A 24,237-nucleotide genomic window follows, 5' to 3' on the forward strand; every position below is an offset into this window, starting at 1 on the left:
CGCGGTGGCCCGGAAGCACGCTGGTTCAGGTAGTGTGCCGGGCCTTTCCGTCCGCCACACTCTAGGAGTCCGTTCATGTCCCGCGTCATCCGCGCCCCCCACGGTTCCACCCTGTCCTGCAAGGGCTGGGTCCAGGAGGCCGCGCTCCGGATGTTGATGAACAACCTCGACCCGGACGTCGCCGAGCGCCCCGAGGACCTCGTCGTCTACGGCGGCACCGGCAAGGCCGCCCGCGACTGGCCCTCCTTCGACCGCATCGTGTCGAGCCTCCAGAACCTGGGCGACGATGAGACCCTGCTCGTCCAGTCCGGCAAGCCCGTGGGCATCTTCCGCACGCACCCGGACGCGCCGCGAGTGCTCATCGCCAACTCCAACCTCGTGGGCCGCTGGGCCAACTGGGAGCACTTCCACGAGTTGGAGAAGAAGGGCCTGATGATGTACGGCCAGATGACCGCGGGCTCGTGGATCTACATCGGCACGCAGGGCATCCTCCAGGGCACCTACGAGACCTTCGCCGCCGCCGGCCGCTTCCACTTCGGCACCGACGACCTGGCGGGCCGCCTCATCCTCTCCGGCGGTCTGGGTGGCATGGGTGGCGCGCAGCCGCTGGCCGCCACCATGAACAACGCGGTATTCCTCGGCGTGGAGATCGACCCCACTCGCGCTCGCCGCCGCGTGGAGACGCGCTACCTGGACGTCGTCGCCAAGGACCTGGATGAAGCGCTAGCCCTGGTAAAGGACGCCCAGGAGAAGCGCGTGGGCCGCTCCATCGCCGTCATCGGCAACGCGGCGTCGGTGTTCCGCGAGCTGTACCGCCGCGGCATCAAGCCGGACCTCGTCACGGACCAGACGAGCGCCCATGACCCGCTCAACGGCTACATCCCCACGGACCTGTCGCTGGAGGCCGCCGCCGAGCTGCGCCAGCGGGATCCGGAGACGTACGTCCGCCGCGCGCGCGAGTCGATGATGATGCACGTGCAGGCGATGAACGACTTCCAGAAGGCCGGCAGCCACGTCTTCGACTACGGCAACAACCTGCGCGGCCAGGCGGAGCTGGGCGGCATGGAGAACGCCTTCGAGTTCCCCGGCTTCGTCCCCGCCTACATCCGTCCCCTCTTCTGCGAGGGCATGGGGCCCTTCCGCTGGGTGGCGCTCTCCGGCGACCCGGAGGACATCCGCGTCACCGACCGCGTGGTGCGCGAGCTGTTCCCCCAGAAGGCCTCGCTCCAGCGCTGGCTGAACATGGCCGAGGAGCGCGTGGCGTTCCAGGGCCTGCCCTCGCGCATCTGCTGGCTGGGGTATGGCGAGCGCGCCAAGGCGGGCCTCGCGTTCAACGAACTGGTGCGCAAGGGCGAGGTGAAGGCGCCCATCGTCATCGGCCGGGACCACCTGGACTGTGGCTCGGTGGCGTCGCCCAACCGCGAGACGGAGGCGATGAAGGACGGCACGGACGCGGTGGCGGACTGGCCCATCCTCAACGCGCTGGTGAACGCGGTGAACGGCGCCTCATGGGTGTCCTTCCACCACGGCGGCGGCGTGGGCATGGGCTACTCGCTGCACGCCGGTCAGGTCATCGTCGCGGACGGGACGGCGGAGGCCGCGCGCCGCATCGAGCGCGTGCTCACCAGCGACCCCGGCATGGGCGTGCTGCGCCACGCGGACGCGGGCTACCCGGAGGCCATCGAGGTGGCGAAAGAGCGCGGCGTGAAGATTCCCGGCATCACCACCTGAAGATGAAGCAGGAGGCCGCAGTGAAGCGCTTGTGCGCGGCAGGGGTCGGACTGTGGGGCGCCGCCGTCGTGGGACTGACGGGGTGCGCCCCCACGGCGATGGGCCCCATGGTGATGCGGATGGGGCCCGGGGCGCCGGACCGCAACGTCATGCAGGTCGGCATGCGCTCCGGCCCCCGGCTGAGCGCGCCCATCGCGGGGACGCAGGCCGGCGTCGGAACGGGAAACAGCTTTCGGGGAAACGAGTCGAGCTTCTCCACGCAGCAGTGGGGCGTGGCGTTCGACGCGGCCCTGACGGTGCCCCTGTCCGAGCGGCTGCACCTGCACACCGGACTTCAGGGCGAGTTCCTCCTGCCCATCCCGCTGCCCGGGTACGGGCTGTACGCCGGGGCCTCGTACTACGTGGGCTCGGAGCAGCTGGGCCTGGCCCCGGCGTTGTCGCTGCGAGGCGCCTCTGATTTCGGGCTAGGCACCCCGCGCGGCGGGCCGGGCAGCATCTTCGGCGCGGAGGTGTCGTGCGCGCTCACGATGCAGCCGGAGAAGAACGTGTCCATTGGCCTGGTGCCCTTCGCGTCGTGGCACACGGTGGCGTCGCACGGGCGCAACGAACAAGCGTTGTATTACGGCGGCGTGGTGGCGGCGCGCGTCTCCTGGGGCGGAATGAACGACTTCGAGCTGTCGGGCGGGTTTGGCCGCGCGAAGGTTGGCAAGGGTGTGAGCTGGAACGTGCCCATCATGGGCGCACGCGGAGGACGTTGAGACATGGACGTGCTGGACCTGCTGGTGCGCAACACCTCCGAAGTGCTGACGGTGGAAGGCTCGCACCGCGAGCGCGCGGAGGACGCCCTCACGCCGCGCCCTGGCGCCGTGGTGGGTGTGCGAGGAGGCCGCATCGCCTACGTCGGCCCCGAGGCGGAGCTTCCCTCGAGCGCGGTGGGCCCTGACACCGAGGTGGTGGACGCCCAGGGTGGCTTCGTGGGCCCCGGCTTCGTGGACCCGCACACGCACCTCGTCTTCGCCGGTGAGCGCTCGGCGGAGTTCGACCTGCGCAACCAGGGCGCCACCTACCTGGAGATTGCCAAGGCGGGCGGTGGCATCGCCGGCACGGTGCGGGCCACGCGGGCCGCGAGCGAGGACGAGCTGGTGCGGCTCGCCCTCCCCCGCACGAAGCGCCTGTTGGAGCAGGGCGTGACGACGGCGGAGGTGAAGAGCGGCTACGGGCTCGACCTGGAGACGGAGCTGAAGATGCTGCGCGCGGTGCGGCGGCTCGGAACGCTGACGCCGCTTGAGCTGGTCCCCACGCTGCTGTGCGCGCACGCCGTGCCGGAGGAGTATCGCGGCAAGCGCGAGGACTACGTGCGGCTGTGCATCCAGGAGATTCTCCCCGCCGTCGCGCGCGAGGGGCTGGCGCGCTTCTGTGACGTCTTCGTGGAAGACAGCGCCTTCACCGTGGACGAGGCGCGCCGCATCTTGAGCGCGGGCCGGGCACTGGGAATGGTGCCGCGGCTGCATGCGGACCAGCTCACCGCGTGTGGTGCCTCCGAGCTCGCCGCGGAGCTGGGCGCCGCCACGGCGGACCACCTGGAGCAGGTGACGGACGCGGGACTCAAGGCGCTGGCGGACGCCAACGTCACGGCGGTGCTCGTTCCCACCTCCACGCTGTTCCTGCGCATGCGGCCCTACGCGCCTGGACGCCGCATCCGCGATGCGGGGCTCAACGTCGCTTTGGGTACCAACGTCAACCCCGGTTCCGCCATGAGTGAAAACACAGCGCTGGCGCTGGGACTTGCGTGCCTGGAAAACGGGCTTACTGCGGCAGAGGCGTATTGGGGAGCCACCCGTGGCGCGGCGGTGTCCTTGGGACTGCAACAGCACGGCAGGCTGACCGTGGGTGACCCGGGCGACCTGGTGGTCTTCAGCTGTGCTTCGTACCGCCATCTGCCCTACCATCTAGGGGTAGCGCACGCGCGAGTGGTCGTGAAGGCCGGACGCATCGCTGTCCGGCAGCAGATGGAAGGCTGCGCGTGAACCGGCGTCGCAGAGACACAGCGGCTCCGAGTGGATAAAGACGGGACGACATCCGTCAGGGCCGGACGTTAAGAGTATTCGTTGCTAGCCATGTGCCGACTATTTGGATTCCGTTCAGCGATTCCCGCCGCCGTGCACCCCTCCTTGGTGACGGAGAAGAACTCGCTCCTCATCCAGTCGCGCGAGCACAAGGATGGATGGGGCATCGCGGCCTACGGCGCCGAGCAGGCGCCGGTGGTTGCGCACGGTGTGGGGCCCGCCCACAGTGACCCGGACTTCGAGCGGGTGAGCAGCCGGGTGTCCTCCCACACGGTGGTGGCGCACATCCGCCTCGCTTCGGTGGGCGCGGTGGAGCTGCGCAACTCGCACCCCTTCCTCCATGGCCGCTGGGCGTTCGTACACAACGGTACGGTGCGGGAGTTCGCGCAGCACCGGGCTGCCGTGGAATCGCTCATCTGCCCGAGCCTTCGGACGAACATCCAGGGCACCACCGATAGCGAGCGGTGCTTCTACCTGTTCCTCACCCGCCTGGCGGCCCGGCATCCGATTGACCGGCAGGTTCCGGTGGAGGCCGTGGCGCGCGCGCTGGCGGAGACGATGACGCTGGTGGCCGCCATCACGGATGCCGCGAATCAGGATGGCCGCTCGGCGATGAACTTCCTCGTGTCCGACGGCGAGCTGATGGTGGCCTCGCGGCGCAACCGAACGCTGTTCGTGTCCACGGGCTCGTCGCGCGACGACGTGTCGACGCTGCCGGCGCCAGGAACGAAGCTGGAGCAGCTCGTCGTGGCCAGTGAGTCACTGTGTGGCGGGCCGTACTGGGCACCGGTGGCCGAAGAGGACGTCATCGGCGTGGACGCGAACCTCGTGTTCCACCACTGGCGCGTGCCGGAACTCGCGGGTCCGGACCTCTTCCCCGCCGTGAAGCCGGACACGTCGCGCGGCGTGGCCTGAGGCCTCCGCTGCGCGCCGAACTCATCGAACGGTGGCAGACGGCCGACGGTCAGCGGCGGCGCTCGGAGTTCCTGCAAATGGGGCTGCGGGGCAACTGGCCCGAGGCCTTGAGCGGTTTCGTGGCAACCTCCGAGCTGGGTGACAACCCAAGAGACCTCCGAGGCATCGACTTGTCAGGGCAGGACCTGGCATCCGCAGACTTGGTGCGCGCGCGGCTGGAGGGGGCGAGGCTCGATGGCAGCGGGCTGGAGTACGCCCAGCTCGACCTGGCAACACTCACGGGCGCATCGCTCCGGCTCGCCCGGCTGAACCACGCGAGCCTCCACGCGTGTGTCGCGTTAGGTACTCAATGGGATGACGCTCAGCTGGAAGGCACCCGGCTCACGGCGTCCAACTTGACGGGGAGTTCCTTCCGCCGAGCCCGGTTTCGAGGCGCTCAGCTCGAACAGACCATCTTGCTGAACGCGGACCTCCGCAACGCGGACCTGCGTGACGCGAGGTTGTTCCTCTGCGACCTGGAAGGCGCACTCCTCACTTGCGTCCAATGGAATCCGCCACGAACGTATCCCGTCACGAGCCAACACCTGGCCGAGATTGCTCGTCGTGCCGGATTCCCCTCATTCATCGAGCCGCTCCTGGTGCCCGGCGGCATCATGGACCTTCTCCACATGTCGAACAGGCAGGTTCTGCTCCACGTGGAGGCCGCGATAGAGGCCAGCACGGACGTCCAGTCGGAGCTGCGCGCCATTCTGCACGAGAAGAACTGGCGCATCGTGCTGATGGCGGCTGCAGGCATCGTGCTAGCGGGAGCCGACGAGGTCACGTTGGCGGCGCTCTGGGCGCGGATCGATGAAGGGAGCTGGGTCCACCCTCAGCTCACGGTGGCCGCGGTGCTCCGCGATCCATCCTGCGATGACCGGGTACGCGAGCGACTCATGCATCATGAGTTGCCGCGACGGAACAACATCCGAGAGAGCCTGGAGTGGGCGGCGACCGTTGGACGCAACGTGCTCGGCTTACGCGAGCCCCACTCCGGGCACCACACCTGCCAGGCTCACCGCTGGCTGAGACAACTGCAAGCCTTCGCCCCCCTGAAGGTCCAGGAACAGTGGTTACGCGGAGGCAGCGCCAAAACGTGAACAGGCCACGCGGGCGGCGGGGCCCCGATTGAGATTGAGCAGCTCCTGTTCGGAAATGTCGGGACTTTCGCCGCCGCCAAAACCCCCGACATTTCCGAACAGCACGCGCTCAGACCGCCCAGGGAGGCAGGGCCTGCCTGATGGGAGTCCGGTACCCCGCTTCGAGTCAGCCCATCCACGCGTCAAGCAACGCCGCAGGCCGTACACCAAACGCCTCCGCCATCAGCTCGCGTGCCTCGCCGCCCGCGTGCTTCAGCGTGACGCGCAGGTAGTCACGCGGCGCAGCCTGCGGAATCTTGTCCAGCCACTCCACCAGCATCGCGCTCTCGGTGCCTTCCAGGTCCAGGAAGCCCGTGGCGTACAGGTCGTCGTAGTCCGTCAGCCGGTACAGGTCCGCGTGGTACAGCGGGATGCGTCCCGAATACGGATACACAATCGCGAACGTGGGGCTCGCCACCTCGGAGCGAGGAACGTTCGCCCCGTCCGCCACTCCTCGCACCAGGTGCGTCTTTCCCGCGCCCAGGTCGCCAATCAGCCCCACGAAGTCACCGGGCTCCAGCAACTCACCCAGGCGCACACCCAGCCGGTGCGTCTCCTCGGGAGACTCCAGCCGTACCGTCCGCACACGCGCAGCCGACGCTTCCGTGCTCATCGTTCCCACCGCAGCCACACCTCGCACAGCCCCTGCTCCACGATGTCCCCTGCAACCAATCCCAGTTGCCCGCGCTTCGCCGCCGCCAGGTCCCCAGCGAGCCCGTGCGCGTACACCGCCGTCCAGATGGCCGAGGGCACTGGAAGCGACTGAGCCAGGAACGCGCCACAAATCCCGGACAGGACGTCCCCCGAGCCACCCGTCGCCATGCCCGGGTTGCCCGTGGTGTTGAGGTACACGCGTCCATCCGCGCCACTCGTCAGCGTCCGGTCCCCCTTCAGCACGAGCGTCACCTGAAGCCCCTCGGAGAACTGCCGCGCCACGTCCAGCCGGTGCGCTTGGACTTCCTTCGTGGACTTGCCCGTCAGCCGGGCCATCTCTCCCGGGTGCGGCGTCATCACCACTGGCCCCTTCGCCCGGCGCAGCACCGACAAGTCCGTGGCCACCGCATTGAGCGCGTCCGCATCCAGCACCGCGGGCACCTCCACGCGCGACAACAGCTCGCCAATCAGCGCCCCCGTCTCCGGGCCCCGAGGAATCCCCGGCCCGATGACGAGCGCATCCTTCCCCTCCGCCGCCGCCACCAGCGCGTCCAGGTCACCCATGCCCAGCGGCCCGGAAGCCTCCAGCGGGATGCCCATGATTTCCGCCGAATGCGCCTGGATGGTGTCCAGCGCGTCCGCGCGAGCCGCCACCGTCACGAGCCCCGCGCCTGAGCGCAGCGCCGCCTTCGCCACCAGGGCCGCGGCCCCCGTCTTCCCCCGGCTCCCCGCCACCACCAGGACGTGGCCGAAGGTCCCCTTGTGGGAGTCCGCCTTGCGCACCGGCAGCGTGCGCCGCGCGTCCGCCTCCTCCACCACGAAGAGCTCGGGACCGGAGACCTCCTTCGAGGACTCGCCCCCCATGCCGATGTCCACCTGGTGCACGCGGCCACACAGCGAGGCCCCCGGCTCCAGCACCTGCCCCGGCTTGAGGAAGCCGAAGGCCACGGTGGCATCCGCCTCCACACACGGAGAGAAAGGCTCCCCCGTGTCGCTCTGGAGCCCGGACGGCACATCCGCCGCCACCACCTTCGCCCCCGCGGCCCGCCAGCCGCGAATCGCCGCCACGGCGTCCGCGAAGGCCCCAGCGGGCGCGCGGCTCAAGCCCGTACCAAAGAGCGCATCCACCACCACGTCGCCCCGCCCGGGCGGCACCACGACCTCCAGCGCGCGCGGCGTCACACCGAAACCCTTCACCGCCTCCAAGTTCCGGCGCGCCTCGGGCGTCAGCTTCGCGGCGTCGCCCACCATCACCACCGACACGCAGGCGCCGCCCTCCCGGAGGAAGCGCGCGGCCACCAGCCCATCCCCTCCATTGTTGCCCGGTCCACACACCACCACGAAGCGCCCACCCGAGCCGATGAGCCCCCGAGCCACCTCCGCGAGCCCCCGCCCGGCATTCTCCATCAGCAACGCGGAGGGCATGCCGTGGCGGGCTTCGGCGGCCTGCTCGGCCTGACGCATCTGGGCGGCGGTGAGGACGCGCAACATGGCTTCAATCCCCTTTCGATTGGAGCACCACCGTGGCGGCGGCGACGTCCGCATCGTGGGTCAGCGCGAGGAAGGCCTCCAGCCCTCGCGCCTCCATGACCTCCAGGGCCACGCCGGACAGTGCGAAATAAGGCGCTCCGCCCTGCCGCCGGACCTCCATGTCCTTCCAGCGGATGCCCGGCGGCGCGCCCAGCGCCTTCACCAGGGCCTCCTTGGCGGCGAAGCGCGCGGCATAGGCACTGGCCGCGTCACTGCGCCGGCCGCACAGGGCCCGCTCCGCCTCGGTGTAGACGCGGTTCAGGAAGGGCTCCGCGCGAGGCCCGTCCAGGATGCGCTGAATGCGGGAGATGGAGCAGATGTCCAGGCCCAGGCCGCGGATTCCCATGGCGCCCTACCCCGGGTTGCGCATGAGCTCGAGCATCTCGCGCACCGCGCGCTCGAAGCCCACCAGCACCGCGCGCCCCACGATGGCGTGCCCGATGTTCAGCTCGTCGATTTCGGCGATGCGAGCAATCGGCTGCACGTTGTCGTAGTTGAGCCCGTGGCCCGCGGCCACGCCCAGGCCCAGCTTGGTGCCCGCCTTGGCCGCGTCGATGATGCGCGCCAGCTCCCGGGCCCGCTCCTTCTCGTTGCGCGCCTCGCAGTAGCGGCCGGTGTGCAGCTCGATGCGGTCCGCGTTCACCTTGTGCGCCGCCCGCACCTGGTCCAGGTCCGGGTCGATGAAGAGCGAGACGGAAATCTCGCCGTCCTTCAGGTTCTTGATGATCTTCGCGATGTGCTCGCGCTGGTTGGCGACCTCCAGGCCGCCCTCCGTGGTGAGCTCCTCGCGGCGCTCGGGCACCAGCGTCACCACGTCTGGCTTGTGCTCGTAGGCGATCTTCACCATCTCCGCGGTGGCGGCCATCTCCAGGTTCAGGAGCGTCTGCGTCGTCTCACGAAGGATGCGCAAATCCCGGTCCTGGATGTGACGCCGGTCCTCGCGCAGGTGGATGGTGATTTGCTGCGCGCCGGCAAGCTCCGCCAGCGCCGCGGCCGTCACCGGATCCGGATACGTGGTGCGCCTCGCCTGACGCAGCGTCGCCACATGGTCCACGTTGACACCCAGTCGCTGTCCCATCGACCGCACCTCGCTCGTGCGCGGCCATGGGATTGTCGAAGGGCCCCGGTGCGCGCCGGCCCTTCTTCACGCCGGCTGCGTCCGGAAGTCAACCGCCGTTCGCAGCGGCCCTCAGACGCTGAGGGCCTTGGACAGCGCGTCCGCGATTTCCTTCGCGTAGGCCTGGTTGCGGGCGGCGTCCTCGCCCTCGATGAGGACGCGGGCCTTGGGCTCGGTGCCGGAGAAGCGCACCAGCACCCGGCCGGAGTTGCCCAGCCGCTGCTCCACGCTCTTGATGACCTTCATCACCGTCGGGAGCTCGCCCAGCTCCTTCTTCTGCTTCACGGCGACGTTGACCAGCGTCTGGGGCACGGGCTCGAAGATGGAGGCCAGCTCGCTCAGGGGCTTGCCCGCCCGGCACATCACCGCCAGCAGTTGGAGCGCCGCCAGGGTTCCGTCACCCGTGGTGGTGTGGTCCAGGAAGATGAGGTGGCCGCTCTGCTCGCCGCCCAGGTTGTAGCCGTTGCGGCGCATCTCATCGACGACGTAGCGGTCCCCCACGCGCGTGCGCGCCACCTTCACGCCCCAACGCGCCACCGCGCGCTCCAGGCCGATGTTGCTCATCACCGTGGAGACCAACATCTTCTTCTTCAGTTGCTTGCGGGCCACCAGCTCGCCCGTGCAGATGGCCATGATGGCGTCGCCGTCGACGACCTTGCCCTTCTCGTCCACGACGATGAGGCGGTCGGCGTCACCGTCCAGGGCGATGCCCAGATGCGCGCCGTGCTTCACCACCGTCTTGGCCAGGTTCTCCGGGAAGAGCGCGCCGCACTTGTGGTTGATGTTCTTGCCGTCCGGCGAAACGCCGAGCGCAATCACCTTGGCACCCAGCTCCTCCAGCACGGCGGGCGCCGTCTTGTAGGCCGCGCCGTTGGCGCAGTCGACGACGATGGTCATCCCCTCCAGCGTCAGCTCGCGCGGGAAGGTGGCCTTCAGGAAGACGATGTAGCGGCCCCGCGCGTCCTCCATGCGAAAGGCCCGGCCAATCTTCGTGGCCGTGGGCCGGATGGAGTCGATGGAGCCGCTGGACACCAGCTCTTCAATCTTGCCTTCCGTCTCGTCCGGCAGCTTGAAGCCGTCGCGCCAGAAGAACTTGATGCCGTTGTCCTCGTAGGGGTTGTGGGACGCGGAGATGACAGCGCCCGCGTCCGCCCGCATGGAGGTGGTGATGTTGGAGATGCCCGGGGTCGGCAGCGGCCCGACGAGCTCCACGTCCACGCCCATGGAGGTGAGGCCGGCGGCCAGTGCCTGCTCCAGCATGTAGCCGGACAGCCGCGTGTCCTTCCCAACAATGACGCGGTGGCGGTGCGGGCCGTTGCGGATGAGGAACGCGAGCGCCCGCCCGAGCTGCATCGCGACCTCGGCAGTCATGGGATAGACGTTCGCCTTCCCACGAACACCATCCGTGCCGAACAGCTTCTGGGAAGCCTGCGCCTCCTTGGGAGGCATGTTCATCCTGTACGCCATGTGTGCCGCTCCGCCTTTCCCACGCCGGGCCTGCGCCGGCCTCTCGACGTCGGGGCTTATACCCCGCCCACCACGCGGGCTCGAAGTTAGGAACCCACTGCCCCCTGGGCAACCACCCAGGCATGCGGGCCGGCGCAGACTAAAAGAGGTTGCGAAATCAGTACCAACCGAATCGCCGCCGTCCATACACGGCGGCTCGGGGAGCGGCCAGCGGAAGGTGAAGTTTTCGGCCACAGCCTGAGGGCTGTAAGCCACACTTTGTTACCGGGCGTAGAGCGTTCCTCCGTCTTCGCACCGCCGGATGGCGTCCGTGACGGCCAACGCGTCCCGGGCCTCGGTCACGTCATGGACGCGGACCACGTCGGCCCCGCCCAGCGTCGCCATGGAGGCCACCGAGCCCAACGTCGCCGCCAGCCGTTCGGAGGCCGGCTTGCCGCCCGCCAGCCGACCGAGGAAGCCCTTGCGGCTGGTGCCCACCAGCAACGGCAGCCCCAGCACGCGCAGCTCCGGGAGGCGGCGAAGCAGGAAGAGGTTGTGCTCGAAGGTCTTCCCGAAGCCGATGCCGGGGTCCAGGAGGATGTGCCCCCGGGGGATGCCCGCCGACTCGGCCCGGATGATGGCGGCCTCCAGGAAGGCCAGCACGTCCTCGACGACGTCGTCGTAGCGCGGCGCCTGCTGCATCGTGGCCGGAGTGCCCTGGATGTGCATCAGGCAGCAGGCGGCGCCGGCCTCGGCCACCACGCGGGGCAGGTCGGCATCGGCGCTGAAGCCGGTGATGTCATTGATGAGGTGCGCGCCGGCCTTCAACGCCTCGCGCGCCACCGCGGCCTTGGTGGTGTCCACGGACAGGGGCACGTCGGTCCGGGCCCGCAGGCCCTCGATGACGGGAACCACCCGCGCCAGCTCCTCGTCGGCGCTCACCGGCAGGGAGCCGGGCCGGGTGGACTCGCCGCCCACGTCGAGCAGGTCCGCCCCCGCCTCGGCCAAGGCCAGCCCGTGGGCGATGGTGGCTTCCGTCCCGGCATAGCGCCCGCCATCCGAGAAGCTGTCCGGCGTCGCGTTCACCACGCCCATGACGTAGGTGCGGGAGCCCCACTCGAAGCGCCGGGCGCCCAGCGTCAGCACCGCCGGCGCCACACCCGCGGCCAGCGCGGACGCCACCGCCGATGCCAGCGAGGACAAGCCCCGGGCGTCGGTGCGAGCGGCCGTCACCAGCCGCTGGAACTGCTCAGCGCGTCCCGTCAGCAGCCCCGTCCCCGGGCGGGCCTGTGCGTCACCGGGAAGCCATGCGGGGAACGCGTCAGACAGCGTCTGCAGGAAGGCTTCGTCCTGGTGACTCAGCCCGGTGAGGAGGAGCCGTGTGAAGGGCAGCGTCTCCAACAGGGCCCGTTGCGTGGGCTCCGTCAGCCCCATCCGCCGGAAGGCCAGGATGAGGTCCTCCGGGGGCTCGGAAGTCAGGGGGCGGGCGCGAATCATCGGGAGGCTCCAGGGAGGGGGCCGCGTACCGTCACCAGGACGGGACGCGCTTCCCTACCCTACCGCTCCCGAGCGCGCCCGGGGGCTCAGGCTTCGAGCGGCTCGGTCACGATGTCCACCGTGGACGTCGTCATCAGCTTGTGGACGGGGCACTGCGCGACGGCGTTGTACAGCCGCTGCTTGTCCGCCGGTGACAGCGCCCCATGGAACGCCAGCTTCACCTTCAGCGTGTAGGTGCCCTGCCGCTCCCGCGAGTCATCCCGTTCGACGTGCGTCTCCACGCGCTCCAGTGCCAGGCCGTTGCGCTTCGCGTACCACGTGGCCGTCAGGGCCTTGCATGCCGCCAGCGCGGCGTCGAAGTAGTCGTGCGGGCCGGGCGCGGAGTCCTCGCCGCCCAGCGCGGGGGCCACGTCCGCATGCAGGGTATGGGTGCCGGTCTGCAGGACCTGGCGAAACGCTCCGGGCTTCTCGGTCTGGCTGTGGGTCGTCATGGGGGGCTCCGGGAGAAGAAGGTGGACCGGAGGCCCGGTGAAGGTGCCTCCGGAGCGGTCCGCGTGGGTGGCTCAGGCGGCCTGCTCGGCCTGCGCCTTCACCGCCTGGACCTCGATGGCGATTTCAATCTTCTCACCGACGAGCACGCCGCCCGTCTCCAGCGCCTGGTTCCACGTCAGGCCGAAGTCGCGGCGGTCCACGGACGTCTTCGCCTCGAACGCGGCCTTGACGTTGCCCCACGGGTCCTTGCCCACGCCGAGCTGCTCGGCGTCCAGCACCACCTCGCGGGTGACGTCGCGGATGGTCAGGTTGCCCGTCACCTTCAGCCCGTTGCCGGACGCCTTCTCCACCTTCGTGCTCTTGAACGTGATGCTGGGGAACTTCTCCACGTCGAAGAAGTCCGGCGAGCGCAGGTGGTTGTCACGCTGCTCGACGCCGGAGTCGATGCTGGCCGTCTCGATGGTGACGGCGACGGAGGACTTCGTGACGTCCTGCTCGTCCAGCGAAACGGCGCCGCTGTACTTGCGGAAGCTGCCGCGAACCTTCGCGATGACCATGTGGCGGACAGAGAAGTGGATGCCGGAGTGGGTGGTGTCGATGTTCCAGGTCGTGGTGGCCATGAGGTGCCTTCCTTTTTGTGTGAAGCGGTGTGTTCGACGAGGAGGAAGGTAGCGGTGTCCCCCGGGCTTGATTAGATGGGCCAGACTGGAAGAACTGTTCCACCCACGGAACAACGCTCCGGGAAGGGCAGGAGATGGACCTCAACGAGCTGCTCGTCTTCGCACGCGTGGTACAGGCAGGCAGCTTCACCGCGGCGGCACGCGGGCTGCGGATGCCCAAGTCCACGGTGAGCCGGAAGGTGTCGGAGCTGGAGACGCGGGTCGGCGCGCAGCTGCTCCAGCGCACCACGCGCAAGCTGCGCCTCACCGACGTGGGCCGGACGTACTACGAGCACTGCGCGCGCATCGTCGCGGAGGCGGAGCAGGCCGAGCTGGCCGTGACGCGGATGCAGGCCGCCCCCCATGGCCTGCTGCGCGTGACGACGCCGCTGACGTTCAGCTTCATCGGGCCACTGGTGTCCACCTTCATCAAGCAGTACCCCGAGGTCCAGCTCGAGATGGTGTGTACCGACCGCAACGTGGACCTGATGGCGGAAGGCTTCGACGTGGCGATTCGCGCCGGGCGGCTGGCGGACTCGTCACTCATCGCGCGGCGGCTGGGCATCGTGGAGCGCGTCGTCATCGCGGCGCCCAGTTATCTCAAGGCGCGCGGGACGCCCAAGGCTCCGAAGGATTTGGAGAAGCACGACTGCCTCCTCTTCGGCGCGGGCCTGGAGAACAACGTCTGGACGCTCCACTCCGGCAACCGCTCGGTGGACGTCAAGGTGCCCGCCCGAGTCGTCGTGAATGAGCCGGACATGCTCTACGCGGTGGCGCGGGCAGGCTCCGGCATCGCCCTGCTCCCCAACCTCCACTTCACCTCGGAGCTGGCCGCCGGGCGCTTGCAGCGCATCCTGCCAGACTGGAGCTCCACGGGCGCGCCCGTCCACGCCGTCTACCCGAGCACGCGGCACCACTCCCCCAAGGTGATGGCCTTCGTGGAGTGCCTGCGCGAGCACTGGCCCATCCCCGGCTGAACGGGACATCGTTCCATCCGTGGAACGATGCTTCCCATTGTCCACGCCTAGTCCTGAAAGGCCCTCACGCACATCATGACTCTCGAAACAGCGGCCGCCATCCAGGCGCTGCCGCGGAAAGGAACGTCATGATTGCCATTCGCCCCTCGGAAGCCCGCGGTCACGCCAACCACGGCTGGCTGGACTCCCACCACACCTTCTCCTTCGCCGGTTACTACGACCCGGACTTCATGGGCTTCCGAGCCCTGCGCGTCATCAACGAGGACCGCGTCGCGCCCCACCAGGGCTTCGGCACGCACCCTCACCGGGACATGGAAATCATCACCTACCCGCTCAGCGGCGCCATTGCCCACCGCGACAGCACGGGCGGCGAGGGCCTGCTGCGCGCCGGTGAAGTCCAGCGGATGACGGCCGGCACCGGTGTGCTGCACAGCGAGATGAACGGCGCGGATGAGAACCTCCACTTCCTGCAGATCTGGATCATCCCGGACCGCAAGGGCCTGACGCCTGGCTACGAGCAGAAGGCCTTCCCGGAGTCCGAGCGCCAGGGCCGCTGGCGGGTGGTGGCCAGCCCGGACGCCCGCGACGGCAGTCTCACGGTGCACCAGGACGTGGTGCTTCACGCGACGCTGCTGGGCACAGGCGAGCAGGCGACGTACACGCTCGCTCCGGGCCGCCACGCCTGGCTGCAGCTGGCGCGGGGCAAGGCCACGCTCAACGGCGTGGAGCTGAAGGCCGGGGACGGCGTCGCGGTGGCGGACGAGTCGCAGCTCGTCCTCTCCGCCACGGAGCCGGTAGAAGCGCTGCTGTTCGACCTGGCCTGAGGCCACCTCGCTGAACGAAAGAGAGCACGACATGAGCCGGGACGACTTGAACGCGGAGCAGCTTCCCCCTTCGATGGAGACACTCATCGTCGCGCCCTCACGCGACCTGGGCGACGGGTTCGAGGTGCGGCGCGCGCTGCCCTCGGCCCGCCGCCGAATGGTGGGGCCCTTCATCTTTCTGGACCAGATGGGCCCCGCTGGCTTCCAACCCGGCCACGGCCTGGATGTGCGGCCCCATCCGCACATCGGGCTGGCCACCGTCACCTACCTCTTCGACGGCGAAGTCATGCACCGGGACAGCCTGGGCACGGTGCAGCCCATCCGCCCCGGCGCGGTGAACTGGATGACGGCGGGCAACGGCATCGTCCACTCGGAGCGCACCGGCCCCGGCCCACGCGCAGCGGGCAGCAAGCTCTTTGGCATGCAGGCGTGGGTGGCGCTGCCCAAGCGCCACGAGGAGACGGCCCCGGCCTTCGTCCACCACCCCGAGGACCAGATGCCCTGCCACGAGGGTGAGGGTGCGCGGATGCGCGTCATCACCGGCACCGTGCACGGTCAGCGCTCGCCGGTGCGGACGCTGTCGGACATGTTCTACGCGGACGTGGCGCTGGAGGCCGGCGCGCGCTTCGTGGTTCCGGCCGAGCACGAGGAGCGGGCGATGTACCTCGTCCAGGGCACTGTGGAGGTGGACGGCATGGCCTTCGAGCCAGGAGAGCTGCTCGTCTTCCGGCCCGGCAGCGCCGTCACCCTCCACGCCACCGCGGCGGCGAGGCTGCTGGTGCTCGGCGGAGAGCCCATGGACGGGCCGCGCTACATTTTCTGGAACTTCGTCTCCAGCTCGAAGGAGCGGCTGGAGCAGGCCAAGGAGGACTGGAAGGCCGGCCGCTTCGCCGCCGTCCCAGACGAGACGGACTTCATCCCCCTGCCCGAGGCCCCCCTCCCGGTGCGCTACCCGTAGGCGCGCGGGCCCCCGGGAGCCCGCAAAGCAGAAGGCCCTTCCCAGCAGCGTGGGAAGGGCCTTCTTCATTTCAGCTCAACCGCTGGAAGCGCGTGAGGCTCAGGCCTTCTTCGGCTCCATCGCCGGCAGGCCCTCGAGCGCGTCGAGGATCTTCCGCTTGTCCTTCTTCTCCGTCGCCTTCGGGGGCGCATTCACGCGCGGGGGCGGACGCTCACGGGTCAGCTGCCCGCCCTGGAGGAGGATGTTGACGTCCTCGGCGTCCAGCGTCTCGTACTCCACCAGCGCGTCGGTCACGCGGCGCAGGGCCTCGATGTTCTCCGTCAGCAGCTGCTTGCCGCGCTCGTAGCAGCCCACGACGATGCTGCGGACCTCGGCGTCAATCTGCCGGGCGGTGTCCTCGGAGTAGTCCTTGGACGAGTTGAAGTCGCGGCCCAGGAACACCTCACCGTCGCTCTTGCCGAACGCCAGGGGGCCCATCTTCTCGCTCATGCCCCAGCGGCACACCATGGCGCGGGCCGTCTCGGTGGCACGCTCGATGTCGTTGGCGGCGCCGCTGCTCATCTCGTCGAACATGAGCTCTTCGGCGATGCGCCCGCCCATGGCCATGGAGATCTGGTCCAGCATCTGCTTCTTGTAGCCGTTGACCTTGTCCTCGGTGGGCAGGCTCCAGGTGACGCCCAGGGCCTGGCCGCGCGGGATGATCGTGACCTTGTGGAGCGGGTCGCAGCCCGGAAGCAGCTTGGCCAGCAGCGCGTGGCCCGCCTCGTGGGTAGCGGTGTTCCGCTTCTCCTTCTCGGTCATGATCATGGAGCGCCGCTCGGGACCCATGAAGACCTTGTCCTTGGCGGCCTCGAAGTCGCTCAGGTCCACGCGCTCCTTGTTCTGACGCGCGGCCATCAGCGCCGATTCGTTGACGAGGTTCTCCAGGTCCGCGCCCGTCATGCCCGGCGTACCGCGAGCGATGACCTCCAGGTCCACTTCCGGCGCCAGCGGCACGCGGCGGGTGTGCACCTTCAGCACGCCCAGGCGGCCCTTCACGTCGGGACGCGGCACCACGATGCGCCGGTCGAAGCGGCCGGGACGCTGGAGCGCCGGGTCCAGCACGTCCGGACGGTTGGTGGCGGCAATCAGGATGACGCCGTCGTTGGACTCGAAGCCGTCCATCTCCACCAGGAGCTGGTTGAGCGTCTGCTCGCGCTCGTCGTGTCCACCGCCCAGGCCCGCGCCACGGTGACGGCCCACGGCGTCGATTTCGTCGATGAAGATGATGCAGGGGGCGTTCTTCTTGCCCTGCTCGAAGAGGTCACGGACGCGGCTGGCGCCGACGCCCACGAACATCTCCACGAAGTCCGAGCCGGAGATGGAGAAGAACGGCACGCCGGCCTCGCCGGCCACCGCGCGGGCGAGCAGCGTCTTGCCCGTTCCCGGCGAGCCCATCATCAGCACGCCCTTGGGAATGCGGCCGCCCAGCTTGGTGAACTTCTTCGGGTCCTTGAGGAAGGCGACAATCTCCTCGAGCTCTTCCTTGCACTCGTCCGCGCCGGCCACGTCCGCGAAGGTGACCTTGTTGTGGCTCTCGCTGAGGAGCTTGGCCTTCGACTTGCCGAAGGTCATCGCCTTGCCGCTGCCACCCTGCAGCTGGCGCATGAAGAAGATGAAGAACAGGAACAGGAAGACGACCGGCATCCACTGACCGAGGATGGTCAGCCAGAGGCTGTTCTGCTCCTCCCGCTCGTACTTCACGTCCACGCCATTGCTGCGGAGCTGGTTCAGCATGGCCGCATCCGGCGCCGGCCCCGTCGTGCGGAACTTCTCCGACGTGTCGGTGAACTTGCCGGAATAGGTGTTGCCCTTGACGGCAACCTCCTTGACCTTCTTCTCCTCCACCTTCGTCAGCAACTGGGTGAAGGACGGTTCCTGGACCTGGTCGTTGCCCTGGGAGAAGAAATTGTAGAAGGCGACGAAGAGGACGATCAGGATGACCCAGAGCCCGATGGTCTTGTAAGTCGAACGCACGTGTCAGCTGCCCTTTCGGAACTCGGCGGGATGAGGGCCGCGCTGGGAAGAACCCCAGCTTTATCCATCACTTGGCCGACACCAGGCGAGCTACCCAGCGGCGGACCGTATCAGCAACAGCAAAAAGCCCTCAACTATTTAGGGGGCCGCGCCCATCCCCCGAACTGCGACTCTGCCACTCTATAACGCCGCGGTCCGCTGAATGCTCGAACCGGGGGGAACCGCCCAGAGGTACTCCCTGGCGGCCGCACGCGGAACCACCGGTGGCCAGAGGCCGGGGAGCCACAACACCTGCCCCTCGGCATCCGCCACCACCGGCCGCGTGGCCCGTGCTTCCGCGGGCACCCGAAAATCAACCAACACATCTTGAAGCTTGCGTTGTCCCCCAGCAGTGCACACCCGGTCGCCGGGGCGACGTGTCCGCACGGTCAGCGGCCAGCGCGTCCCGTCCCCGAGCGCCAGCCCGAGCACGCCCGCAGGTGGAGGTCCGAACTCGACGGAAAAATTCCAACCCGTCCCCGCGAGCGCGCCCCGCGCCCCCGCGTGCTCCAGCCGAAGTTCAGCCGGTGGGGGGGGCGGCACCTGCCGCACGCAGCGCACCCGTCCGCTGGTCGCGCGCAGCACGTAGCCCCGCCCCAACGTGGCCGTGCCGCCCTGGGCCACCGCGCGCTGCACGCGGGCCAGCGTGGCCTCATCCACCACGGCCTCCGTGCTGGCCACCAGCCGGGCGAGCACCCGCCGGCGCAGCGCGGGCTCCAGCGCGCGCACGCCCACCGCATCCAGGGCGCCATCCTCCAGGCGCAACCGGTCGAAGGCCGCGTCCGCCATGGACGCCAGCAGCGACTCGTCCTCCGCGGCCACCCGCGCGAAGGCGGCCAGGTGCTTCTCCACGGCGAAACCGGCGGCGCGCGACAGAACGGGTAGCACTCCAAGGCGAACGCGCGTCCGGAAGTGGACAGGGTCGGCGTTCATCGGGTCTGTCGTGTAGGCGACACCCTGTTCCGCCAGGAAGGCCACCACGTCCTCCCGCGTGCACGACAGCAGGGGGCGCACCAGTCCGGGGCGCGTTTCGTGGATGCCCACCGCGCCGCGCAGGGCGGTGCCTCGTGCCAGGCGCATGAGCAGCGTCTCCGCCTGGTCCGTGGCGGTGTGCGCGGTGGCCACCACCTCCAGGCCCCGCTCACGGCGGAGCGCCTCCAGCGTCGCGTAGCGAGCCTCCCTCGCGCGCGCCTCGATGCCAGCCCCTGGACGAAGTCGCAGCGCCTGGACGTGGCAGGGCAGCCCGTGAGCGGCCGCCAGGACGGACACCTGGCGGGCTTCCTCCGCCGCTTCGGGGCGCAGGCCATGGTCCAGCGAGGCCACCTCCACGCGAAGCCGGAGTCGCTCGGCGACGTGCGCGGTTCCCACCAGAAGGGCCGTGGAGTCCGCGCCGCCGGAAACGGCGAGCAGCACCGACCCTCCCTCGAGTCCCAGCCGGGTGTACGCCTCTTGAAGCGTCGTCGTCAGCAACTGCGTGGCGGAATCATGACGGGGCATCGGACCGCGGTGGAATGGAGTGTCGGGTGAGCGGGTTACAGAGGCACGTGCGGTTGAAGGCAGGGGGGCTGATTCTTATGATCGTCACAACATCGAATCGGCGTTGATGCGGTAGCGGAAATACACGCGGCCGAGAACGCTGTTCTTGAGACGGTCGAATTTTGAGCTGTTGGACCTAGGGGTCCCCCCCCTCCCCCTCTGGGTCCACGGGTCCGCCTGGAGATTTCTCCTGGCGGTCCCTCTTTCCGAAGCGCCCCGGACTTCCTCGTGGAGTCCGGGGCGTTTCCTTTTTCGCGCATGGTTGCACAGCTTACGTGCAACTGGACGAGCAAGGGGACGGACCGTGCGACCTCGGAATGAGTCCTTGGAAACCGTTGACCCTCTTGGGAGTCTGTCGGATAACGGCCCAGGTGTGTTCAGGTCGTCACCCCGAATCCGCCCCGGAGACCCAAGTATGGCAGGCACCGACAAGCGCAAGCAGTCGCTGTACTTCCCCGAGGAGATGCTGAAGGAGATCCAGGAAGAGGCGACCCGTCAGGACCGCTCCCTTTCCTGGGTCGTGCAGCAGGCGTGGAAGATCGCCCGCGAGCGCATCAAGTCGTTCCCCGCCGTGAATGACGTGACTGGCGACGAGCGCCAGGACCCTCGGGAGGAGTAACGACGGATGGCTACGACGGACCATCGTAAACAGAGTCTCTATTTCCCCGAGGACATGCTGGAGGAGATCCAGCGTGAGGCGACGCGGCAAGACCGCTCGCTGTCCTGGATTGTCCAGCAAGCGTGGAAGGTGGCGCGCGGGGACATCCGGAAGATGCCGTCGGTCAACGACGTGCTCAGCCCGCCTCTTCGTCCCGCGGCCCCCGCGCCCGCCCCGGCTCAGCCGGTGACGGCCGTCGCGGCGGCGCCTTCCGAAGAGCCCAAGTAGTTCCGGAGGGCCGGCTCCACGCCCGGTCCCCCACCCTCACCTGCCCGCGGGCCTCGCGGGCAGGGCGCAGTTCTGGAAGACGACACGCGACTGCTCGCGCAGCGCCTGCACGGGCGTTGGGTGCTTCGTCTTCATGTACGCTGACGCGAGGTTGGCTTCCATCCCCCCCAGCCTACGCACCTGCACCGGGTTGCGGTCGGGGTTCTGTCCCGCGTTGCCCAGCGCCGCGCCGTAACCGTCTCCGCCCTCCAGGATGTACGCGTTCATGGCCACGCGGTAGCGGATGGACGCGTCGTCGCGCGGCGGCAGCTCCACAGGCACCCCACCCACCGTCAGTTCGCGCACGCGCGAACCTCTCGGTTGGGCGCAGTCCACGCGCAGCGAGCTGCCCTCGGACACGTGGAGGAAGGCGCCGGAGGGCGAGGCGATGCTCTGCCCTTCCAGGTACAGCGAGCCCACGGACAGCTCCATCATGTCCACGAGCTCCTTCTCCGTGAGGTCCACCGTCACGACGAGGTTCTCGAAGAGGATGAGCTCATGCAGCACGCCGTCGGTGAGCGCACCCTGGCGCAGCGAGGTCCGCGTGACGCACAAGCCCTCCTGGCGCAGCGAGCCTCCGTTGACGACCCCCAGCACCGCGGGGCGCGTGGATTCATCCTCCGCGTGGAGGAGCGCATCCGCGACGAGCTGGCCCAGCGCGTTGTTGTCGTGCCGGGTGTAGACCTTGTCGAGGAGCACGTCGTGGGCCAGGTAGCCCACGACGGCGTCCGGGTCCTCCACCAGGGGCTGGCACGAATCGTTGTAGGCGATGCAGCCGCCGTGGAAGGCGCCCAGGGCGAAGGTGAGCGCGGTGAAGAGGGAGCGGGAGCGCGGCATCAGTAGTGGGCCCTCACGGTGAGGAATCCGGACATGCCCTCGCGCGGCAGCAGGCCGGGGACGCGGTCCGGACGGGGCACGTCGTCACGAAGGTCGTTGTCGAACAGGTTGTGCGCCACCAGGGCCACCTCGAAGTGCTCCAGGATGGGCTCGGTGCGCAGCTGCGCGGTGATGAGGCTGTAGGACGGAATCTTGTAGCGGCGGATGAGCTCCAGCACGGAGCGGCTGTTGTTGCGCCGCTCCGCGCCTGTGCGCACCACCACGTCGAAGTTCACATAGGCGCCGATGGGCATCGTCACGCCCGCGTTGAAGCGCGCCTGCGGCGTGTCGGTGAGCAGGCGGGACTGGGCGGGCAGCTCCAGGTCCTCCGCGCGGGAGATGCTGGCGTTGAGCCACGCATACGCGCGCTTGGAGGCCTCCAGCCGGGCCTCGCCCTCCACGCCGTACACGCGCACGCCCAGCTCGCGGTTGCGCAGCGGGACGATGTTGCCGGACGTGTCCACGGGGACGATGGGCGAGCCGAAGAAGGCCACGTACGCGTTGGCGCGCAGCCGCACACGTGCGTCCCCCGCCGCCTGGATGAGGTCGGCGCCCAGCTCGAAGGTGTCCACCGTGGCGGGCTGGAGGCGCGGGTTCCCCTCGAAGCGGCCCTGGTTGTAATCCGTGTCTGGAATGCGCTCGACCAGCTCCTGCAGCGTGGGGGCGCGGAAGGCACGCCCGTAGAGGGCCTTGAGCACCAGCGCGTCGGTGGCCGCGAACACCAGCCCCACGCGCGGATTGAGGGTGGGCACGAAGCGGGTGCCGTTGATGGCGCCGGACGCATCCACGGTGGGCAACTGGGTGGCGTCCATCCGCACGCCGAACGTGAGCGTGAGCGCGCTGACGACGGTCCACTGGTCCTGCGCGAACAGGCCCACGTTGAGGCGGCGGGACGCGGCACCGCTCGTCAGGTCCACCAGGCCCTCCGGCCGCGCCAGGCCGTCCGGACGCACCTGGGCGTCCAGGGTGTAGTTCGTCACGTAGTCGTATTCGCCCAGCGACTGCTGCTCCACCACCGCGCCCACAGAGAGGCGGTTGTAGGCGCCCAGGGCCACGTCCGCGTCCACGGAACCGGTGAGCGAGCGCACGGAGACGCGCGTCTGCTCCTGCATCCCCTCTTCGAACAGGCGGTTCGTGCCCGTGCCGGTGCTGAAGTCGTGAGGCGTGATCTGGAAGAAGCGGTCGGTGGACTGCTGGTCATACGCGGCCCGCGCGCGGAGCGTCACGTCGGGTCCGAAGGAGCGCTCCCAGGTCAGGTCCGCGAGGAAGACATTCCAGCCCAGCTTGGAGTCCTCGCCCACCGTGTCGAAGAGGCCCACCAGGGCGCTGCGGCGCTCGGTGAGGAAGCGCGCGGAGGCCCCCAGGCGGCCCGCGTCGCCCATGGCGTAGGTGGCGCCCGCGCCCGCGTTGAAGAGGAAGCGCTCGTCGCGGGTGCGCCCCGCGGGGTCCGTCACGTCGCGTAGCCCCTGCGAGCGCGTCTCGTCGTCCAGGCCGTCGTTCTCGATGACGGTGGAGTCACCGGCCTGGCTCCACACGTCAATGTCCGCGAAGACGCGCAGGTTCCCGGCGGTGTGCCCCGCGGAGAGGTGTCCGTTCCCCGTGACGGCGAGCCGGTCGTCCTGGCCCGGGTAGCCGCCGACGGACACGGCCGTCCGAACGCCGTCCGACGTGTCCGTGACGATGTTGACCACGCCCAGGAAGGCACCTGCGCCATAGAGAGCGGAGCCGGGACCGCGGATGACCTCCACCCGCTCCAGGTTCTCCACCGGCAGGTTCATCAGCGCCTTGCCGTCGAAGAAGCTGTTGAGGCGGTGGCCGTTGAGGAGGAAGAGCACCTCCGCGTCATTGCGCAGGCCACGAATGGCGGTGCGGTGGAAGCCCTGCACATCCCTGCTGACCGACAGGCCGGGCACCACGTCCAGGACGTCCGCCACGGTGCGCGCGCCCAGGGAACGCAGCTGCTGCTGACTGAACGAGGCGCCAATGGCGGGCACCGTCCGCACCGCCGCCTCGTGGCGCGTGGCCAGGGCCAGCGTGTCCTCGGCGCTGTAAAGGGCCAGGTCCTCCTCCAGCTCGGAACGTGGGGTCGCCGGCTCACGCGACGCGGGCGCGCTGCCTGCCGTCGCGGAGGTCCGGGACGGCCGTGCCGGCGACGAAGCCTCCGTGGGCGCATCCGCGGGCAGGTCCGCCGCGAGCGCGGCCATGGAGTCGTCCTGCGGCGTCGACGGGGGTGCATCCTTTCGCGGCGCCTCCACCTGCGCGCGGGAGCGCTCAGGCGGCGGCGTGCGCTCGGGAGCCGGCGTACGCTCGGGCGGAGCGGCGCGCGGTGGCGTCCGGCTCGGCGGGGGCCGGCGCTCGGGAGGCGGCGTGGGCCGGACGATGGACGCACTGGCCGGCGTCTCGCCGCCCACGAGCACGCGCGCGGGGCGCGCGGCGGACTGGAAGAGCGGCACGCGCTGGCCATCCGCGGTGAGGCCCTCGACGTAGTACTCGATGCCGGGCGGGACGACGTGCTCCGCGGGAATCACGGCCCGGTACAGGTCGCCGTACTCCCGCTCCATGGGGCGGCGGGCGTAGGGCTCGCCCGGGCCTCGGTAGCGCACGTACAGCTCGAGGACGCGGCGGCCTTCCACCAGCGTGCCGTCGAGTTGCAGCGCGACACGCGGCTCGGCGCGTTCTGGCGGGGAATGCAAGAGCCCCGGTTCCTCGGCGCGGCCGGGCACCGCCATGATGAGGACCAGGCTGAGGAGGGTCGCGCGAGCGTGTGCGGTCTTCAAGGCTGAGGGCCATGGTCCATTGGC

22 protein-coding genes are annotated in these 24,237 nt (G+C 69.3%); 10 read left to right on the forward strand and 12 right to left on the reverse strand.

Annotated elements, in window-relative coordinates; genetic code table 11:
• The first annotated feature begins 75 nt into the window (after positions 1-75).
• The 5 genes from hutU (at position 76) to BHS09_RS21910 (ending at position 5,851) form a co-directional block, all read left to right on the forward strand.
• A complete protein-coding gene (hutU, locus tag BHS09_RS21890) occupies positions 76-1,731 on the forward strand; it encodes a urocanate hydratase (protein WP_140792892.1) in 1,656 nt (551 codons plus the stop codon).
• A gap of 2 nt (positions 1,732-1,733) precedes the next feature.
• Positions 1,734-2,489: a hypothetical protein gene (locus BHS09_RS21895; RefSeq protein ID WP_140792894.1), complete on the forward strand. Its 756-nt coding sequence runs from the start codon at positions 1,734-1,736 to the stop codon at positions 2,487-2,489.
• A 3-nt stretch (positions 2,490-2,492) separates the two neighbouring features.
• Positions 2,493-3,758, forward strand: coding sequence for an imidazolonepropionase (hutI, locus tag BHS09_RS21900; RefSeq protein ID WP_140792896.1), 1,266 nt, complete (start codon positions 2,493-2,495; stop codon positions 3,756-3,758).
• Positions 3,759-3,848: 90 nt separating this feature from the next.
• Positions 3,849-4,712 carry a class II glutamine amidotransferase gene (locus BHS09_RS21905; RefSeq protein WP_140798837.1) on the forward strand — a complete coding sequence of 288 codons (864 nt, stop codon included), beginning with the start codon at positions 3,849-3,851 and terminating at the stop codon, positions 4,710-4,712.
• 119 nt (positions 4,713-4,831) lie between these two features.
• Positions 4,832-5,851: a pentapeptide repeat-containing protein gene (locus BHS09_RS21910; protein ID WP_237079755.1), complete on the forward strand. Its 1,020-nt coding sequence runs from the start codon at positions 4,832-4,834 to the stop codon at positions 5,849-5,851.
• Between the two features lie 166 nt (positions 5,852-6,017).
• On the opposite strand, the gene tsaE is transcribed toward BHS09_RS21910, so the two are convergent.
• From tsaE to BHS09_RS21950, 8 genes are all read right to left on the reverse strand, one after another.
• Positions 6,018-6,503: a tRNA (adenosine(37)-N6)-threonylcarbamoyltransferase complex ATPase subunit type 1 TsaE gene (gene tsaE, locus BHS09_RS21915; protein ID WP_140792900.1), complete on the reverse strand. Its 486-nt coding sequence runs from the start codon at positions 6,501-6,503 to the stop codon at positions 6,018-6,020.
• Positions 6,500-8,035: an NAD(P)H-hydrate dehydratase gene (locus tag BHS09_RS21920; RefSeq protein ID WP_140798838.1), complete on the reverse strand. Its 1,536-nt coding sequence runs from the start codon at positions 8,033-8,035 to the stop codon at positions 6,500-6,502. Before BHS09_RS21920 ends, tsaE begins: the two co-directional genes overlap by 4 nt.
• A gap of 4 nt (positions 8,036-8,039) precedes the next feature.
• Positions 8,040-8,420 carry a holo-ACP synthase gene (gene acpS, locus BHS09_RS21925; protein ID WP_011554351.1) on the reverse strand — a complete coding sequence of 127 codons (381 nt, stop codon included), beginning with the start codon at positions 8,418-8,420 and terminating at the stop codon, positions 8,040-8,042.
• A 6-nt stretch (positions 8,421-8,426) separates the two neighbouring features.
• Entirely contained in the window at positions 8,427-9,152 is a 726-nt protein-coding gene (locus BHS09_RS21930; protein ID WP_140792904.1) for a pyridoxine 5'-phosphate synthase, read from the reverse strand.
• A 111-nt stretch (positions 9,153-9,263) separates the two neighbouring features.
• Entirely contained in the window at positions 9,264-10,658 is a 1,395-nt protein-coding gene (glmM, locus tag BHS09_RS21935; protein ID WP_140792906.1) for a phosphoglucosamine mutase, read from the reverse strand.
• Positions 10,659-10,919: 261 nt separating this feature from the next.
• On the reverse strand, positions 10,920-12,134 hold the full coding sequence (gene folP, locus BHS09_RS21940; RefSeq protein ID WP_140798841.1) for a dihydropteroate synthase: 1,215 nt from the start codon (positions 12,132-12,134) through the stop codon (positions 10,920-10,922).
• An 86-nt stretch (positions 12,135-12,220) separates the two neighbouring features.
• Complete coding sequence (locus BHS09_RS21945; protein ID WP_140792910.1) at positions 12,221-12,625, reverse strand: OsmC family protein; 405 nt, start codon at positions 12,623-12,625, stop codon at positions 12,221-12,223.
• A gap of 72 nt (positions 12,626-12,697) precedes the next feature.
• A complete protein-coding gene (locus tag BHS09_RS21950; protein WP_140792913.1) occupies positions 12,698-13,246 on the reverse strand; it encodes a YceI family protein in 549 nt (182 codons plus the stop codon).
• Between the two features lie 134 nt (positions 13,247-13,380).
• On the opposite strand from BHS09_RS21950, the gene BHS09_RS21955 reads away from it, so the two are divergent.
• From BHS09_RS21955 to BHS09_RS21965, 3 genes are all read left to right on the forward strand, one after another.
• On the forward strand, positions 13,381-14,262 hold the full coding sequence (locus BHS09_RS21955; protein WP_140792915.1) for a LysR family transcriptional regulator: 882 nt from the start codon (positions 13,381-13,383) through the stop codon (positions 14,260-14,262).
• 128 nt (positions 14,263-14,390) lie between these two features.
• Entirely contained in the window at positions 14,391-15,086 is a 696-nt protein-coding gene (locus tag BHS09_RS21960) for a pirin family protein (protein WP_140792917.1), read from the forward strand.
• Between the two features lie 31 nt (positions 15,087-15,117).
• The gene (locus BHS09_RS21965) at positions 15,118-16,044 is read left to right on the forward strand and encodes a pirin family protein (protein WP_140792919.1); all 927 of its coding nucleotides are present in this window, start codon (positions 15,118-15,120) and stop codon (positions 16,042-16,044) included.
• Positions 16,045-16,143: 99 nt separating this feature from the next.
• Here the strand turns inward: BHS09_RS21965 and ftsH are convergent, their stop codons facing one another.
• Positions 16,144-18,060: an ATP-dependent zinc metalloprotease FtsH gene (ftsH, locus tag BHS09_RS21970; RefSeq protein ID WP_140792921.1), complete on the reverse strand. Its 1,917-nt coding sequence runs from the start codon at positions 18,058-18,060 to the stop codon at positions 16,144-16,146.
• Positions 18,061-18,240: 180 nt separating this feature from the next.
• Complete coding sequence (gene tilS, locus BHS09_RS21975) at positions 18,241-19,596, reverse strand: tRNA lysidine(34) synthetase TilS (protein ID WP_140798842.1); 1,356 nt, start codon at positions 19,594-19,596, stop codon at positions 18,241-18,243.
• Positions 19,597-20,050: 454 nt separating this feature from the next.
• Between tilS and BHS09_RS21980 the strand changes: the two genes are divergently transcribed.
• Positions 20,051-20,254, forward strand: a complete 204-nt coding sequence (locus BHS09_RS21980; RefSeq protein ID WP_002638649.1) for a TIGR04563 family protein — start codon at positions 20,051-20,053, stop codon at positions 20,252-20,254.
• A 6-nt stretch (positions 20,255-20,260) separates the two neighbouring features.
• Entirely contained in the window at positions 20,261-20,521 is a 261-nt protein-coding gene (locus BHS09_RS21985) for a TIGR04563 family protein (RefSeq protein WP_140792925.1), read from the forward strand.
• A 36-nt stretch (positions 20,522-20,557) separates the two neighbouring features.
• On the opposite strand, the gene BHS09_RS21990 is transcribed toward BHS09_RS21985, so the two are convergent.
• Both BHS09_RS21990 and BHS09_RS21995 read right to left on the reverse strand, forming a co-directional pair.
• Positions 20,558-21,397 (reverse strand): 5'-nucleotidase C-terminal domain-containing protein, encoded by an 840-nt coding sequence (locus BHS09_RS21990; RefSeq protein ID WP_140798844.1) that lies wholly within the window; start codon positions 21,395-21,397, stop codon positions 20,558-20,560.
• Positions 21,397-24,213 carry a TonB-dependent receptor domain-containing protein gene (locus BHS09_RS21995; protein ID WP_140798846.1) on the reverse strand — a complete coding sequence of 939 codons (2,817 nt, stop codon included), beginning with the start codon at positions 24,211-24,213 and terminating at the stop codon, positions 21,397-21,399. The genes BHS09_RS21990 and BHS09_RS21995 overlap by 1 nt, the downstream gene beginning before the upstream one ends.
• Positions 24,214-24,237 lie beyond the last annotated feature (24 nt).

Origin of the sequence: Myxococcus xanthus, from assembly GCF_006402735.1 — a bacterium.
Taxonomy (GTDB): Bacteria; Myxococcota; Myxococcia; order Myxococcales; family Myxococcaceae; genus Myxococcus; species Myxococcus xanthus_A.

What these genes read in the sequence shown, in the direction of transcription:
- hutU (WP_140792892.1), top strand. Translation starts at nt 76, where the DNA reads ATGTCCCGCGTCATCCGCGCCCCCCACGGTTCCACCCTGTCCTGCAAG.
- BHS09_RS21895 (WP_140792894.1), top strand. Translation starts at nt 1,734, where the DNA reads ATGAAGCAGGAGGCCGCAGTGAAGCGCTTGTGCGCGGCAGGGGTCGGA.
- hutI (WP_140792896.1), top strand. Translation starts at nt 2,493, where the DNA reads ATGGACGTGCTGGACCTGCTGGTGCGCAACACCTCCGAAGTGCTGACG.
- BHS09_RS21905 (WP_140798837.1), top strand. Translation starts at nt 3,849, where the DNA reads ATGTGCCGACTATTTGGATTCCGTTCAGCGATTCCCGCCGCCGTGCAC.
- tsaE (WP_140792900.1), bottom strand. Translation starts at nt 6,503, where the DNA reads ATGAGCACGGAAGCGTCGGCTGCGCGTGTGCGGACGGTACGGCTGGAG.
- BHS09_RS21920 (WP_140798838.1), bottom strand. Translation starts at nt 8,035, where the DNA reads ATGTTGCGCGTCCTCACCGCCGCCCAGATGCGTCAGGCCGAGCAGGCC.
- acpS (WP_011554351.1), bottom strand. Translation starts at nt 8,420, where the DNA reads ATGGGAATCCGCGGCCTGGGCCTGGACATCTGCTCCATCTCCCGCATT.
- BHS09_RS21930 (WP_140792904.1), bottom strand. Translation starts at nt 9,152, where the DNA reads ATGGGACAGCGACTGGGTGTCAACGTGGACCATGTGGCGACGCTGCGT.
- glmM (WP_140792906.1), bottom strand. Translation starts at nt 10,658, where the DNA reads ATGGCGTACAGGATGAACATGCCTCCCAAGGAGGCGCAGGCTTCCCAG.
- folP (WP_140798841.1), bottom strand. Translation starts at nt 12,134, where the DNA reads ATGATTCGCGCCCGCCCCCTGACTTCCGAGCCCCCGGAGGACCTCATC.
- BHS09_RS21945 (WP_140792910.1), bottom strand. Translation starts at nt 12,625, where the DNA reads ATGACGACCCACAGCCAGACCGAGAAGCCCGGAGCGTTTCGCCAGGTC.
- BHS09_RS21950 (WP_140792913.1), bottom strand. Translation starts at nt 13,246, where the DNA reads ATGGCCACCACGACCTGGAACATCGACACCACCCACTCCGGCATCCAC.
- BHS09_RS21955 (WP_140792915.1), top strand. Translation starts at nt 13,381, where the DNA reads ATGGACCTCAACGAGCTGCTCGTCTTCGCACGCGTGGTACAGGCAGGC.
- BHS09_RS21960 (WP_140792917.1), top strand. Translation starts at nt 14,391, where the DNA reads ATGATTGCCATTCGCCCCTCGGAAGCCCGCGGTCACGCCAACCACGGC.
- BHS09_RS21965 (WP_140792919.1), top strand. Translation starts at nt 15,118, where the DNA reads ATGAGCCGGGACGACTTGAACGCGGAGCAGCTTCCCCCTTCGATGGAG.
- tilS (WP_140798842.1), bottom strand. Translation starts at nt 19,596, where the DNA reads ATGCCCCGTCATGATTCCGCCACGCAGTTGCTGACGACGACGCTTCAA.
- BHS09_RS21980 (WP_002638649.1), top strand. Translation starts at nt 20,051, where the DNA reads ATGGCAGGCACCGACAAGCGCAAGCAGTCGCTGTACTTCCCCGAGGAG.
- BHS09_RS21985 (WP_140792925.1), top strand. Translation starts at nt 20,261, where the DNA reads ATGGCTACGACGGACCATCGTAAACAGAGTCTCTATTTCCCCGAGGAC.
- BHS09_RS21990 (WP_140798844.1), bottom strand. Translation starts at nt 21,397, where the DNA reads ATGCCGCGCTCCCGCTCCCTCTTCACCGCGCTCACCTTCGCCCTGGGC.